The organism is Bacillus sp. DTU_2020_1000418_1_SI_GHA_SEK_038, from assembly GCF_032341175.1.
Taxonomy (GTDB): Bacteria; Bacillota; Bacilli; order Bacillales; family Cytobacillaceae; genus Cytobacillus.
In genome coordinates, this window is record NZ_CP135435.1 from 3,356,134 (window position 1) to 3,370,553 (window position 14,420).

At 37.5% G+C, this 14,420-nt stretch carries 12 protein-coding genes; 1 reads left to right on the forward strand and 11 read right to left on the reverse strand.

The window, feature by feature from the left end:
* Nucleotides 1–20: 20 nt before the first annotated feature.
* The 8 genes from RRV45_RS16805 to citZ form a co-directional block, all read right to left on the reverse strand.
* On the reverse strand, nucleotides 21–956 hold the full coding sequence (locus RRV45_RS16805) for a protease modulator HflC (RefSeq protein WP_315665832.1): 936 nt from the start codon (nucleotides 954–956) through the stop codon (nucleotides 21–23).
* Nucleotides 953–1,918 carry an FtsH protease activity modulator HflK gene (gene hflK / locus RRV45_RS16810; protein ID WP_315665833.1) on the reverse strand — a complete coding sequence of 322 codons (966 nt, stop codon included), beginning with the start codon at nucleotides 1,916–1,918 and terminating at the stop codon, nucleotides 953–955. Before hflK ends, RRV45_RS16805 begins: the two co-directional genes overlap by 4 nt.
* 219 nt (nucleotides 1,919–2,137) lie before the next feature.
* Nucleotides 2,138–3,907: a two-component system histidine kinase PnpS gene (gene pnpS / locus RRV45_RS16815; protein WP_315665834.1), complete on the reverse strand. Its 1,770-nt coding sequence runs from the start codon at nucleotides 3,905–3,907 to the stop codon at nucleotides 2,138–2,140.
* Between the two features lie 2 nt (nucleotides 3,908–3,909).
* Complete coding sequence (locus RRV45_RS16820) at nucleotides 3,910–4,620, reverse strand: response regulator transcription factor (protein ID WP_315665835.1); 711 nt, start codon at nucleotides 4,618–4,620, stop codon at nucleotides 3,910–3,912.
* 173 nt (nucleotides 4,621–4,793) lie between these two features.
* On the reverse strand, nucleotides 4,794–5,270 hold the full coding sequence (locus RRV45_RS16825; RefSeq protein ID WP_315665836.1) for a MaoC/PaaZ C-terminal domain-containing protein: 477 nt from the start codon (nucleotides 5,268–5,270) through the stop codon (nucleotides 4,794–4,796).
* Nucleotides 5,271–5,443: 173 nt separating this feature from the next.
* Nucleotides 5,444–6,382, reverse strand: coding sequence for a malate dehydrogenase (mdh, locus tag RRV45_RS16830; RefSeq protein ID WP_315665837.1), 939 nt, complete (start codon nucleotides 6,380–6,382; stop codon nucleotides 5,444–5,446).
* A gap of 122 nt (nucleotides 6,383–6,504) precedes the next feature.
* A complete protein-coding gene (icd, locus tag RRV45_RS16835) occupies nucleotides 6,505–7,776 on the reverse strand; it encodes an NADP-dependent isocitrate dehydrogenase (RefSeq protein WP_315669067.1) in 1,272 nt (423 codons plus the stop codon).
* Between the two features lie 192 nt (nucleotides 7,777–7,968).
* On the reverse strand, nucleotides 7,969–9,087 hold the full coding sequence (gene citZ / locus RRV45_RS16840; protein ID WP_315665838.1) for a citrate synthase: 1,119 nt from the start codon (nucleotides 9,085–9,087) through the stop codon (nucleotides 7,969–7,971).
* An 878-nt stretch (nucleotides 9,088–9,965) separates the two neighbouring features.
* On the opposite strand from citZ, the gene ytvI reads away from it, so the two are divergent.
* The gene (ytvI, locus tag RRV45_RS16845; RefSeq protein WP_315665839.1) at nucleotides 9,966–11,081 is read left to right on the forward strand and encodes a sporulation integral membrane protein YtvI; all 1,116 of its coding nucleotides are present in this window, start codon (nucleotides 9,966–9,968) and stop codon (nucleotides 11,079–11,081) included.
* A gap of 49 nt (nucleotides 11,082–11,130) precedes the next feature.
* On the opposite strand, the gene RRV45_RS16850 is transcribed toward ytvI, so the two are convergent.
* Genes RRV45_RS16850 through pfkA form a run of 3 tightly spaced genes read right to left on the reverse strand, consistent with a single transcriptional unit; the run spans nucleotide 11,131 to nucleotide 14,267 of the window.
* Complete coding sequence (locus RRV45_RS16850; RefSeq protein WP_315665840.1) at nucleotides 11,131–11,517, reverse strand: FxsA family protein; 387 nt, start codon at nucleotides 11,515–11,517, stop codon at nucleotides 11,131–11,133.
* A 12-nt stretch (nucleotides 11,518–11,529) separates the two neighbouring features.
* Nucleotides 11,530–13,290 (reverse strand): pyruvate kinase, encoded by a 1,761-nt coding sequence (gene pyk, locus RRV45_RS16855; RefSeq protein ID WP_315665841.1) that lies wholly within the window; start codon nucleotides 13,288–13,290, stop codon nucleotides 11,530–11,532.
* 17 nt (nucleotides 13,291–13,307) lie between these two features.
* On the reverse strand, nucleotides 13,308–14,267 hold the full coding sequence (pfkA, locus tag RRV45_RS16860) for a 6-phosphofructokinase (RefSeq protein WP_315665842.1): 960 nt from the start codon (nucleotides 14,265–14,267) through the stop codon (nucleotides 13,308–13,310).
* Between the last annotated feature and the right edge of the window lie 153 nt (nucleotides 14,268–14,420).

Below are 14,420 nucleotides of genomic sequence, written 5' to 3' on the forward strand. Positions count from 1 at the left end.
TGAAAACTGAATGAAGTTAATTAATTCGTGTAACCCATTAATAGACGGGCATATGGTGAATCTGACGGCAGAACGATAACTGTTTCACCGTTGATTGTCTTTTTATATGACTCTAATGTTCTATATAAGGAGTAGAAGCTAGGATCCTTTGAAAATGCCTCATTATAAATTTTGGCAGCTCCTGATTCCCCATCAGCTCTAATTTCTTCTGCATCAGCCTGTGCTTTTGCCAAAATCTCTCTTACTTGTTTATCGGTATCGGCAATGATCCGATTTTTATTGGCATCCCCTCTAGATAAATATTCTTGTGCTGTTGATTCACGTTCAGATATCATCCTCGTATAGACAGACTGTTCGTTTTCTGCCGGCAGATCGGTACGTTTCATTCGCACATCTATCACGACAATACCATAATTATCCTTTGCCAGAAGCTCGTTAACCTTTTCCGTAATTCGATCATTTAATGACCCTCGGGAGGATTTCTCATCATTAATAATCTCTTCATAGTTTAGCTGGCCTAGCTCTGTACGTGTAGTGGAATAAATAAATTCCTCCATTCTTGTTTCAGCACTTTCAAGTGTTCTCGCATTGGCAATCATCTTCTTGGGGTCTTCAATTCGCCAAACAGCATAGTTATCTATAATAATCCGCTTTTTATCTCTCGTATTAATTTCAGCTTCTGATACATCATACGTTAACTGATATTTTGGCAGTGTAGAAACACTTTGGATAAATGGAATTTTATAGCTTAAGCCAGGCTCACTTTCAATTCTAACAACTTCACCAAATTGGCGAATCACTTTATACTCTCCCTCTTTTACAATAAAGAGGTTGCTGAGAATGATTCCAATTATAATTAGCAGAATAACTAAGAAAATACCACTTTTAATATAGCTTCGCCATTGGGTGTTTTTTCCGCCGTGCTCATTAATATTAATTACATTATTATCACTCATTGTTTATCTTCACTTCCTTCCTCTGTTTGTACAGGCTGTTCTTTCTCAAGAGGCCTGATTGGGAAGTATTTCAATGTGTTTCCATCATCGTTCATAATATAAATTTCTGCACCTGGAAGAACCTGTTCAAGTGTTTCAATAACAAGTCGTTCTCTAGTAATGTCTGGATTATTCTTATATTCTGCGTAAATTTTATTGAAGACCGCTACATCCCCTCTAGCTCTTTCAAGACGGGCAGCTTTTTCCCCTTCGGCTTTCGAAATCAACGCATCCTTCTCACCTTGTGCTTCATTCATTCTTTTATTTACATACTTTTTTGCTTCGTTTTCTTTAGTATTGGCAGTTTCTCTGGCATCTGTTACATTTGTAAATGCCTTCCGAACTTCATCATTCGGCAGCTCTACATCTTGAAGCTTTACAGCCAAAATGGATAATCCAATATCATATTTTTCAATTAAAGAGCTTAATAGATCCCTTACATCTGCTTCAATTTTTGCCTTCCCAGATGTTAAAGCATCATCGATTTTGGAGTTTCCAATAATACTCCTTAAAGAAGCTGATGTAGCGTCATATAGAATTTCTTCTGGATTATTTGAATTGTAAAGGAATTTTTGTGGATCGGTAATTTTCCACTGCACAACGAGATCAGCGAGGACGATATTTTCATCCCCTGTAATCATTTTTGTCTCTTCTGGAAAATCCTTCATCTTGCCGTCTTTTTCCTCAAATCCGAATTGAAGACTGAATGTTTCTTTTGAGACTTTTTCTACGCTTTGAATAGGCCATGGCAATTTGAAATGGAGACCTGGTTCTGTAATTCCTTCTTCAACCTTTCCAAAGGTTAAAATTACGGCCTGATCAGATTCATCCACCGTATACCAAGTAGTCAAAGCGGTGATGCCCAAAATAATAATTAGCAGCACGAGGCCAGTTACTGTATATATTCTTTTTAAGCTGACCATACTCTCTCCCCTTCCTGTTACACTTTCTTTACAATTAATACGTTTCATTTGCCTAAAGGTTTCATATAAATTGCAAAAAAGACGAGAGCGGGGTTTGCTTTCGCCTTTTTCGTCCTTTGGATGAAGGGGTTCTTCAAACATGATTCTATCAAGCAATTATTAAGGTAACATTTGCTAATTGTTAAGAACATGTAAAATAACGACTTACCCACTTCATCATTAACCAGTTGGTAATTTCTTGTTCAGTTCAATAAAAAACGTTGTCCCTTCCCCAATCTTACTTTCGACCGAAATAGATCCTTTATGCGCTTCAACTAAATGCTTGACTATGGCTAACCCTAAGCCTGTTCCGCCGGAATTACGACTGCGGGCTTTATCTACCCGATAGAACCTCTCAAATATTCGCGGGATTTCTTCCTTTGAAATACCGATGCCTGTATCCCTTACTTTAATGAAAACCTTCGCTTCAGATTCTCTTAATGATATTGAAACACTTCCGCCATTTGGCGTATAAGTAATAGCATTATTAATTAAGTTCAAGAAAATTTGTTTGAGCCGGTCTGCATCGCCATCGATAAGTATTGGATCGTTTTCTTTATCCATCGTTAAGCTAATTTCTCTTTCTGCAGCTTTTTGTTCTAAAATCGCTATCACTCCTTCAAGAGTATCTGCAATATTGTACCGCTGTGTAGAAAGAATAAAATTTTGCTGCTCGATCTTGGATAAATCTAATAAATCGTGAATAAGAGTCTGTAATCGGTCGCTCTCCTGAAGAATAATTTTCAAAAACGCTTCTAATGATTGTCTATCTTCCATTGCTCCATCTAAAAGTGTTTCCGAAAAACCTTTAATGGACGTAATCGGCGTTTTCAATTCATGTGATACATTTGCAACAAAGTCCCTCCTCACTTGTTCAAGCTTCTTGATATCTGTAATATCATGAAATACTAAGAGGACACCCTTCCACACATCATTGGTCCCGATAATAGGCACCCCATAAACCTCAAAATGTCTCCGTCCACTTTTTAATGGAATAATAATTTGCTGTTTTACTTTCTCCTCAGTCATAAAAATTTCTTCTATTAGAGAAACGATTTCGCCATACTCTATTACTTCATAATAAAGCTTATTCATATGCTCAATGGGATTAACATTGAAAATTTCTTTATACGTACGGTTGAGCATACTGATAAATCCTTTGCTATCAATCAAAATCAATCCGCTTCCCATATTTTCTATAAGAACTGATAGCCTATCCTGCTGCATTTCTTGGGTTTTTCTCATCTCTTGCAGATTTCTTGCTAGCACATTAATGGAAGCACTTAGCATACCGGTTTCATTATCATGGTCTTCGTAAGTACGAGCGCGGTAATTTCCCTTTGCTAACTCAATCGCTGTTTTTGTTGCAGCCTCAATAGGCTTTGTATATCTTGCTGTCATTCTTGACCCTAATAACAAAATAAAAATAAAAGAAATACTCAGAATGATCGTTAGCAGCTTCCATATTTGTTTATAAGCATCATTTATTTCAGTCATATGGGTACTTAGAAAAATAAATCCTTCTTTTTTCCCTGAAAGAGTGACTGGATACCAATAATAATGTAAATCGTACACTCCAGCATCTTCTACTAGGTAATGGTTCATGTCCCTATAAGCAATCATTTCATTAATAATCGATTGATGCTGCCTGGCGCTCAAATCCATTATTGGGCCGCTATCATGAATGATATTACCAGACACATCAACAACCGTTACTCGTGCATCAAGCATTCTGCTATATTTATTTATTTCTTCCTTATTGATCGATTGAATACCGCCTTCATCTTCAATAAAGGTCGATAACAATACACTTTCCTTATTCAGCCGCTCATCAAATGCATTTAGGTAATAGCTTTTAAAAAGCTGCCCTAATAGGAGATCGATTCCAATTAAGACAGCAAATATTAAAGTAATAAGACCAAACAGAAGCCGTGAGCGAAATTTTGCCATTCTCATTTAGGCTCCTCAAGCTTGTATCCTAATCCGCGAATGGTTTTGATATAAACGGGCTTTTTCGTATCAATCTCAATTTTTTCTCTTAAGTGACTAATATGAACGTCCACAATCCGAGTGTCTCCAGCAAAGTCATAGTTCCATACCGCACTTAATAGCTGATCTCTAGTTAATACTCGTCCCTTATTCTTCGCTAAATATAAGAGGAGTTCAAATTCCTTTGGAGTTAATTCAAGAAGTTCATCATCAAAATAGGCTTCATACTGGTCAGGGAAAATCTTTAAGCCTACAATTTGGATACACTCTAAATCTTCCTCAGCATTTTCTATTGACTCTGACAGAATCTTCGTCCTTCTCAAAATAGCCTTGACCCTCGCTACAACTTCTCTCGGACTAAAAGGCTTAGTCATATAATCATCTGCGCCTAACTCCAGTCCTAAAACTTTATCAAATTCATCATCCTTAGCAGTCAGCATTAAAATCGGTGTCATGACCTTTTTTTGCCGGAGCTCCTTACATACCTCGATCCCATCCATTTTTGGAAGCATAAGATCGAGTACAATTAAATCAATCTTTTCTGAAATGGCTAGATTCTTTCCTGTTTCTCCATCCATGGCAGTGATAACTTCATACCCCGCCTGTTTAAGATTATACTCCAATAATGTAAGAATGGACTGTTCATCATCAACAACTAAAATTCTTTTACTCATGCTAGCCTCCGTTTAAAATCGGTATTCCCCTTAAATATTCTAATAAAAACCCCTTACTTCATCCTACTATTAATATATAACGCCAATGGAAATGTAACAAGAATAACAACCTTTTTATAATTTCGGGAAAAAGAAAAAGACATACACTCTGCATATGTCTTTTCGAAGAATGATTAGAAATTTTCTAGTGTGTCCCCATCCATTACCTGAATACGATGAGGAGGGCATACTAGTAATGTTCCATTTATGACTACTTCATCATCTTCATTTGTTCCATGTACTGTAATTTGAATAGTATGGCTGCTTTTACTAACTTCTGTGACCTCAAACAGGAACTGGATTGTCCCATAATGAAAAACAGGTTTAACATATTCAATTTCCTGCTTTAAAATATGGGATCCCGGGCCAGGCAAATACTTAGAAATAGCTGAATTGATAATGCCATTCAGCATAATACTTGGAACTATGGGCTTTTTATAAGGTGTTTGTGACGCATAGTCATGCTGAATATAAAGTGGGTTCGAATCATTTGTAAGACCCAAATAAAGAAGTAAATCCTTATCTTCAATTTTTTCTGTTAACGTTAATTTCTCCCCTACATTTATTTCTGCAATTTCTCTTCCAAGTTTTCGCTTTTTCCCCAGTAACAATTTGGGCACCTCCAAAATTATGTAAACGTTTTCATCAATACAACTAATTACTGTCAAATTATTTCGTTTTTTTTAACATTATACCACCTTTATCCACCATGATAAAGTTTCAATAAAGGACTATATTTATTTTAAAAAATTCGGAGGACATCCCTCCGAATTTCCATTGTTAATTATACTAATACATCCATTACGCTGCGTACAGCTTGGGCTGATTTATCAAGTGCTGCCTTTTCATCTGCAGTAAGTTCAAGCTCGATCACTTTCTCGATTCCATTAGCTCCAAGGATAGTCGGTACACCTAGGTAGATTCCTTCATATCCATACTCACCCTCGAGGTAAGCAATTGTTGGAAGAATACGCCGCTGGTCTTTAAGAATGGCTTCACACATTTCAACAAGAGAAGCTGCTGGAGCGTAATAGGCACTGCCGTTACCAAGAAGATTAACGATTTCTCCGCCGCCTTTACGAGTCCGTTCAACGATTTGTTCAAGACGATCTTTCGGAATTAATGTTTCAAGCGGGATGCCCCCAGCATATGAATAACGAACTAAAGGAACCATATCATCGCCATGTCCGCCAAGAACGAAACCAGTAATATCTTTAACGGAAAGTTTTAATTCTTGAGCAATAAACGTACGGAAACGAGCTGTGTCAAGAACGCCAGATTGCCCGATTACACGGTTTTTAGGGAACCCTGATTCCTTGAAAATCGTATAAGTCATGGCATCAACTGGATTGGTTAACACAACGATGAAACAGTTAGGCGAGTATTTCGCAATCTCAACCGCTACACTTTTCATAATTTTCTGGTTTGTTTGCACCAAATCATCGCGGCTCATTCCAGGCTTACGGGCAATACCAGCTGTCACAACAACGATATCAGAATCTGCTGTTTCTTCATAGTTCGAGGTTCCAGTAATATTAGCATCAAAACCTTGAACTGGACTTGCTTCAAGCATGTCTAAAGCTTTACCTTTTGTAGGGTTTTCCATTTGCGGAATATCAACTAATACGACATCTCCAAGCTCTTTTTGAGCAAGTAAAAATGCAGTTGTTGCCCCAGTAAATCCACTGCCAATTACGGAAATCTTTTTGCGTTTTAATGACATTAGAGTTCCTCCCTTGGAATGTTCAGGTATTTTTAATATGTAAAAAGGAGGCTGCAACTAGACGGTACTAAAAGCGCTTATTAGCCTTTGAACCTTCATTGACAGCCTCCACTATATATATATTACTCCATATTGTTAATTAATTCATCTCCGAATTCAGAACATTTAACTTCTTTAGCACCATCCATTAAGCGGGCAAAGTCGTAAGTAACAACTTTAGATGCAATTGTTTTTTCCATTGATTTCACGATCATGTTTGCTGCTTCATTCCATCCTAAGTGCTCAAGCATTAATACACCAGACAGAATAACAGATGAAGGGTTCACTTTGTCTAAGCCTGCATACTTTGGAGCAGTACCGTGTGTTGCTTCAAAAATAGCATGTCCTGTTACATAGTTAATGTTTGCTCCTGGAGCAATTCCAATGCCTCCAACTTGAGCAGCAAGGGCATCAGAAATATAATCACCATTTAGGTTCATTGTCGCAACTACATCGAACTCTTTTGGACGTGTAAGAATTTGCTGTAAGAAGATATCAGCAATAGCATCCTTAACGATAATCTTGCCAGCCGCTTCTGCATCAGCTTGTGCTTTGTTAGCAGCTTCAGTGCCTTCAGCATCTTTAATGCGGTCATATTGAGCCCAAGTGAATACCTTATCTCCGTATTCTCTTTCAGCAAGCTCATATCCCCAATTCTTAAAGGCGCCTTCAGTAAATTTCATAATATTGCCTTTATGTACAAGCGTTAATGATTTGCGGCCTTCTTTAATTGCATACTCAATTGCAGCACGCACTAAACGGCTCGTTCCTTCTTCAGAAACCGGCTTAATGCCAATTCCAGAAGTCTCAGGAAAACGGATTTTATTAACTCCTAGTTCATTTTGAAGGAAAGAAACTAATTTCTTCACTTCATCTGAGCCTTTTGCATATTCTATTCCCGCATAAATATCTTCAGTATTTTCGCGGAAGATCACCATATCTGTATCTTGTGGACGCTTAACAGGTGACGGTACACCTTCAAACCAGCGAACTGGACGCAAGCATACATAAAGGTCTAATTCTTGGCGAAGTGCAACGTTTAAGGAACGGATACCGCCGCCAATTGGAGTTGTTAAAGGACCTTTAATAGCAATTAAGTACTCATTAATAATATCTAAAGTTTCAGATGGAAGCCATTCGCCTGTTTGATTAAACGCTTTTTCTCCAGCTAATACTTCTTTCCAGACAATTTTGCGCTCGCCTTTATATGCTTTTTCTACAGCAGCATCTAATACTCTTGAAGAAGCAGCCCAAATGTCTGGACCTGTTCCATCTCCCTCAATAAAAGGAACTACTGGATTATTTGGTACATTTAATACACCATTACTTACCGTGATTTTTTCACCTTGCATGATTTTCCCTCCAATTTTTGAAAAGCATTGACAAATCCCCTGGCTAATCACCTATTTAGGGTATCAAAGCTATCTATCAGAATCAAAGGTTAGACGGCTTAACGCCCCTAACCTTTATCTGTTCTATTTACTACAGAATTTTCCACTTTGGAAATATTCCTGTGTTTATCACATTATTTTTCTGTTACCCAAAGCTTATCCTCTTTGTTCGATAGGAACATATTTCTGCATTCCTGGGCCTGTATAATCTGCACGAGGGCGGATTAAACGATTGTTATCATATTGTTCTAAAATATGAGCCAGCCAGCCCGACACACGGCTTACTGCAAAAATTGGCGTAAATAGATCATGATCAATACCTAAGCTATGGTAAACAGAAGCAGAATAGAAATCAACATTTGGCGGAAGGTTCTTCTCACCCGTTACGATGTTTTCAATTTTTGTTGACATTTCAAACCAATGCGGTTCACCTGTCAGTTCTGTTAATTTCTTAGACATGTCTCTTAAATGCTTTGCACGCGGATCGCCTTTACGATATACGCGATGTCCAAAGCCCATAATTTTTTCTTTCTTTTCAAGCTTGCCGCGAACATAAGTTTCAACGTTTTCAAGTGTACTAATTTCAGTAAGCATTTTCATAACCGCTTCGTTAGCGCCTCCATGTAATGGGCCTTTTAAGGCGCCGATTGCGGCTGTAACACCTGAATAAACATCCGATAAAGTCGCTACACAAACACGTGCTGTAAATGTGGAAGCGTTTAACTCGTGATCTGCATGAAGAACAAGTGCCTTATCAAAAGCTTCAATGGCAATGGCTTCAGGCTCTTTCCCTGTTAACATATATAAGAAATTAGCAGCAAAGCCAAGATCTTTTCTTGGAGCAATTGGGTCTAAACCTTTTCTAATTCTTGAAAATGCTGTTACAAGTGCAGGCATTTTTGCTTGCAGACGAACAGCTTTATAATAATTAGACTCTTTATCCATCAAGTCAGCTTCTTCATCATATAACCCTAAAAGAGAAACAGCAGTACGTAAAGCAGCCATCGGGTGTACTTTATCAATAGGATACATTTTGAAATGCTCTAATACTTCTTTTGTCAATTCCATATTATCTGCTAATTGGTTTTTTAATTCCTCTAATTGTGATTGGTTCGGAAGCTTTCTATGCCAAAGCAAATATATTACTTCTTCAAAACTAGCATTTTCAGCTAAATCATCAATATCGTATCCTACATATGTTAGTGTATCATCAATGATAGAACTAATAGATGATGTTGTAGCAACTACCCCTTCAAGACCGCGTGTAACTGTCATATTGACTCTCTCCTTTACATAATATGATTTCCCCATACCCATTTGTCTGTTAATTAAGTTCTAAACTAAACCCCATGACTCTTTTATCAGGTACATCTGATATATGGGCAGCAACTTCACCCTTTAAGTCGACAAATGTCGAACTACAGACCAGTTATACAATGATAAAAAGGCAACCTGCTAAATCTCTTATTCCGTGAATAGATTTCATCAATATTACACTATCGATTTGAGCGAATGCTCGGTAAACGAGCAGAATGAAAATGCTTACATTTCCATTCTATAATAAATATATAGAAATAATAGTAGAAATATAAAAAAATTTCACTTTTATTTCTTAAAGGTTTGTAAAAGGTTGCGACTTCAAGTCCTATTATAAACAATTATCTGACATTTGTGAATGGAAACGCAACGAAAAATAAGAAAAAATTAATATTTTTTTATAAATCGATAAGTTTTTCTTATTAAGCATTATTAATATTTCTTATATTTTGGGTATAATTGGTATTAACGAGGTTCATATCAGGAAATTGAGAATTATTAATACTTATTGCATCGCAACAAAAACGTACAAAGTTAGTCATTAGTATGGATTGATTTATTGTAATGACCAAATATTAACATCGCTATCTTGAATATTATCCTAACATAATTTTAGTATTATTAGTAATAAATTTACTTTTATTACTTTTTTCTACTTTTTGAAGTTTACTGTATTTAAAAGATGATATCATATTATGAAAATGGTAGAATATTCTGCATAGAATTATCTTTTCCATTAATTTTATATTGTTATTTTCTTTTAGAAATGAAACTTTTATCTGTTATTTAAGTAAATACTATTAGGTTTTTACGTAAATCCATAAGGAGGTACCTGCTTGAACCCAGTATATATTTATCGAACGTTGAGATTAATATTCGTTATCGGCTTTGCTCTTTTGCTTCTTGTAGGTTTTTTCTATATTTCAAAAGTGACCTACCCGTTCCTTATTGGTTTTGCCATTGCTTTTCTTATTAACCCGCTCGTTAATTTCCTCCAGAATAAATGGAGAATACCTCGTGCGCTGGCGGTGCTAATCAGTATTGTTCTGATCATCGCTTTATTTGCAGGTCTGATCACACTATTAATAGCAGAGATTGTATCAGGAGCAGATTACTTGGCGAAAGTCGTTCCAGACCATTTGGAAACACTAATTGATTATGTTGAACAATTCTTTGCAGGACAAATCATTCCATTTTACAACCAGATTACAAGCATGTTTAATAGTCTTGATACAGGCCAGCAAGGGACAATTATGGAAAATATAGAGAATGTCGGCAAGAAAATTGGGTCAACTCTTGGGGCATTTATTCAAAACTTCTTTGGCAAAATACCAAATATTTTATCCTGGTTCCCAAATGCAGCCACTGTCTTGATTTTCTCGTTGCTTGGCACATTCTTTATTAGTAAAGATTGGTACCGGCTTTCTGCAATGGCAGGCAAACTGCTTCCAAATCGAGCTAAAACAAGCGGAAGAACGGTTTTTGCAGATCTTAAAAAAGCCCTATTTGGTTTCGTGAAGGCTCAAGCAACACTTATCTCCATTTCCACAGTCATTATTTTAATTGGATTATTAATTTTGCGGGTTGATTATGCAATAACAATTGCACTAATTGCTGGTATTGTTGATATTATCCCTTATTTAGGAACTGGATTAATTTTTGTTCCATGGATCATTTTTGAAGCAGTTGCCGGAGATTTAGGTACAGCTATCGGATTAGCTATTTTATATACGATTGTTCTCGTTCAGCGTCAAATTATGGAGCCAAAAATACTTTCCTCCAACATAGGACTTGACCCGTTAGCTACATTAATTGCTTTGTTTGTTGGATTTAAATTAATTGGATTTTTAGGCTTGATTCTAGGTCCAGTTACACTCGTCATTATTACAACGTTGCATAAAGCAAACGTATTCCATGATTTATGGCTATTTATTAAAGGGAAGGAAGAATAGTACGTAAAAAGGTCATTCCAGTGCGGAATGACCTTTTTTTGTAATTTTTCTATCTAATAATTGTAACCGTATTTTTGTCCATCCATTTTCGAAACCATTTCATCATGAGCTTTTTGAAAAAGCTTCTTGTTGGGGGAGCTAGTAGAAGAAGCCCTGATATATCAGTTATAAATCCAGGTGTTAGAAGCAATGTTCCTCCTATTAACACTGAAATCCCATCGAGAATCGCTTCTCCCGGCATTCGGCCATAATTCAGCTGCTCTCTTGCTCTCCTTATCGTTTCAAGGCCCTGTTTCTTTGCTAAATATGCACCCAACACTCCAGTAAATACAATCATTCCAATTGTTGGCCATACCCCTATAAGATTCCCTGAGAGGAGAAGGACCCCAATTTCTGCAGCAGGTACTATAATAATCAATAATAGTAAATATCTCATGATCTCACCATTTTAGAGAACACTTGCATGTCCGTTATAAATAACACCCCGATTGGAATCGACTGTAATTTCTTGTCCATCTTTCAATAAAGTTGTTGCGTTTTCAACTCCAACGATAACAGGGATGCCGATATTTATACCGACTACTGCCGCATGACTCGTTAGCCCGCCTTCTTCTGTAATAAGTGCACTGCACTTTTCGATAGCTGGCACCATTTCTCGATCCGATCCAATCGTTACTAAAATGGCTCCTTCCGTTACTTTTGCATTCGCTTCCTCTGCATTTCTCGCAACAACAACTTTTCCAAATGCAGACTTTCTTCCAATTCCTTGGGCCTTTATTAATATATCCCCAATGACATGTATTTTCATCAGGTTGGTCGTTCCTGCTTCACCTACTGGAACACCTGCAGTAATGACAACTAAATCACCCGAAGACACAATCCCGCTATTTAAGCTTTCTTCTACAGCAGTATCTAGCATGTCATCTGTTGTTGATGCCTTTCTCCCAATTTGCGGATAAACTCCCCAAACAAGAGCAAGACGTCGGGAAACATAATCATTTGATGTAACAGCAACAATCGGTGCTTTAGGACGATACTTTGAAATCATCCTTGCCGTATGACCACTTTCAGTTGGAGTGATAATCGCATGAACATCAAGGTTAAGTGCAGTATGTGCAACAGATTGGCCAATAGCATCGGTCATATTATGTTTATTGTCTTTACTGCGTGAGGAGAGAATTTCTTTATGTGCTAAAGCTGTCTCTGCACGCGAAGCAATATTATGCATTGTTTGCACAGCTTCAACAGGATATACGCCAGCAGCTGTTTCCCCTGAAAGCATGATAGCATCAGTACCATCAAAGATGGCATTCGCTACATCACTTGCTTCAGCTCGAGTAGGACGAGGGTTCCGTTGCATAGAGTCAAGCATCTGTGTTGCTGTAATGACAGGCTTTCCTTGTGCATTGCATTTTTTGATTAATTGCTTTTGCACTAAAGGAACCTCTTCAGCCGGGATTTCGACACCTAGATCTCCTCTAGCAACCATAATTCCATCAGATACTTCAAGAATTTCATCGATTTTATCGACTCCTTCTTGGTTTTCAATTTTTGGTATAATCTGTATATGCGAAGCTTGATTGTCTTCTAAAAGCTGTCTAATTTCAAGAACATCAGATGCTCTTCGAACAAATGATGCAGCAATAAAGTCAATCCCCTGTTCAATTCCAAAAAGAATGTCTTGAGCGTCCTTCTCTGTTATACCGGGTAAATTCACAGAAACTCCTGGAACATTTACCCCCTTTTTATTCTTTAGAATTCCACCATTTAAAATGATCGTGTGAATTTCTTTTGAAGTCTGATCAATTTTTTTCACTTCAAGAGCAATCAAGCCATCGTCAAGCAATATTTTAGAACCAACCTCAATATCATTAATTAACTCGTCATATGTAACAGAAAACTTCTCCGATGTCCCTTCTACTTCATTCATAGAAATAATGATTTCATTTCCTGCTTTCAACTCAATTGCATCATTTCTCATATTATGTGTACGAATTTCTGGACCTTTCGTGTCTAAAAGAATGGCAATCGTTCTATCCGTCCGTTTAGCTGCCTCCCGAATATTTCGGATTCGCTGACCATGCTCTTCGAAATTTCCGTGAGAAAAGTTTAAACGTGCTACATTCATCCCAGCTTCAATTAGCTGTGTTAATTTATCTACACTCTCACTGGCTGGCCCAATCGTACATACGATCTTTGTTTTTCGCATGATGTTTCCTCCTCTTATTAAATCGAAAGTTCCTTTGATAATCTATAAATTCCAAGATCCACTGCGTGCTTAGTACTAAGAACCATGTGTAAATCATGGTCAACAACGAGGTTGTTTTCAATTCCGACAGCACGTCCCCCTTTTCCTTCTAGCAAGAGCTCTACCGCATACGCTCCGAGGCGACTGGCGAGAACACGGTCAAATGCTGTTGGAGAGCCGCCGCGCTGCATATGTCCTAAGACAGAAACTCGGGTATCAAAATTCGTGGCCTCCTCCAATTCTTTAGCAAATTCCATTCCCGTTGTCACACCTTCTGCCACAATGATAATACTATGCTTCTTTCCCCTTGTATGTCCCTTTATTAGCCTAGCAGCAATTTCATCCATATTATATTTCTCTTCTGGAATAAGTATTGTCTCTGCTCCGCCAGCTAATCCTGCCCAAAGAGCAATGTCTCCTGCATTTCTTCCCATGACTTCGATAATAAATGTACGTTCATGAGAAGTAGCTGTATCGCGAATTTTATCAATAGCGTCAATAACCGTGTTAATAGCCGTATCAAAACCAATCGTATATTGAGTTCCTGCAATATCATTGTCTATCGTTCCCGGCACACCAATACATGGGAAGCCTTGCGAAGATAGTGCTCTTGCACCATGATAGGATCCATCTCCCCCAATTACGACTAATCCTTCAATCCCAAGTTTCTTTAACTGGTCGATCCCTCTTTGCTGACCGTCTTTTGTTTTGAATTCCTCACATCGAGCAGAGTAAAGGATCGTACCACCGCGATGTATAATATCTCCAACAGAACCTAGCTCCAGTTTCTTAATATTGCCGCTGATGAGCCCCGAATATCCTCCTAAAATCCCAAAAACCTCGATATCATGATAAATAGCTTTTCTTACTACAGCACGAATAGCAGCGTTCATGCCTGGAGAATCTCCTCCACTCGTAAGCACTCCAATTCTTTTCACACGTTCACCTCAAATTCTATTTGAAAAAAATAACTACTCCCAATTCAATAAAGAGAAAATCAAATTCACTAATAGAAAGGGAAATATTAGAATTCACAAATTGGCATACATTTAAAATACCATGAAGACATTGGTATCACAACTGAATTAGAA

Bases quoted from the DNA above. Each gene is read 5' to 3' on its own strand.
- mdh (WP_315665837.1), bottom strand. From the start codon at position 6,382: ATGTCATTAAAACGCAAAAAGATTTCCGTAATTGGCAGTGGATTTACT.
- hflK (WP_315665833.1), bottom strand. From the start codon at position 1,918: ATGGTCAGCTTAAAAAGAATATATACAGTAACTGGCCTCGTGCTGCTA.
- RRV45_RS16805 (WP_315665832.1), bottom strand. From the start codon at position 956: ATGAGTGATAATAATGTAATTAATATTAATGAGCACGGCGGAAAAAAC.
- pnpS (WP_315665834.1), bottom strand. From the start codon at position 3,907: ATGGCAAAATTTCGCTCACGGCTTCTGTTTGGTCTTATTACTTTAATA.
- pyk (WP_315665841.1), bottom strand. From the start codon at position 13,290: ATGCGAAAAACAAAGATCGTATGTACGATTGGGCCAGCCAGTGAGAGT.
- RRV45_RS16850 (WP_315665840.1), bottom strand. From the start codon at position 11,517: ATGAGATATTTACTATTATTGATTATTATAGTACCTGCTGCAGAAATT.
- RRV45_RS16820 (WP_315665835.1), bottom strand. From the start codon at position 4,620: ATGAGTAAAAGAATTTTAGTTGTTGATGATGAACAGTCCATTCTTACA.
- citZ (WP_315665838.1), bottom strand. From the start codon at position 9,087: ATGACAGTTACACGCGGTCTTGAAGGGGTAGTTGCTACAACATCATCT.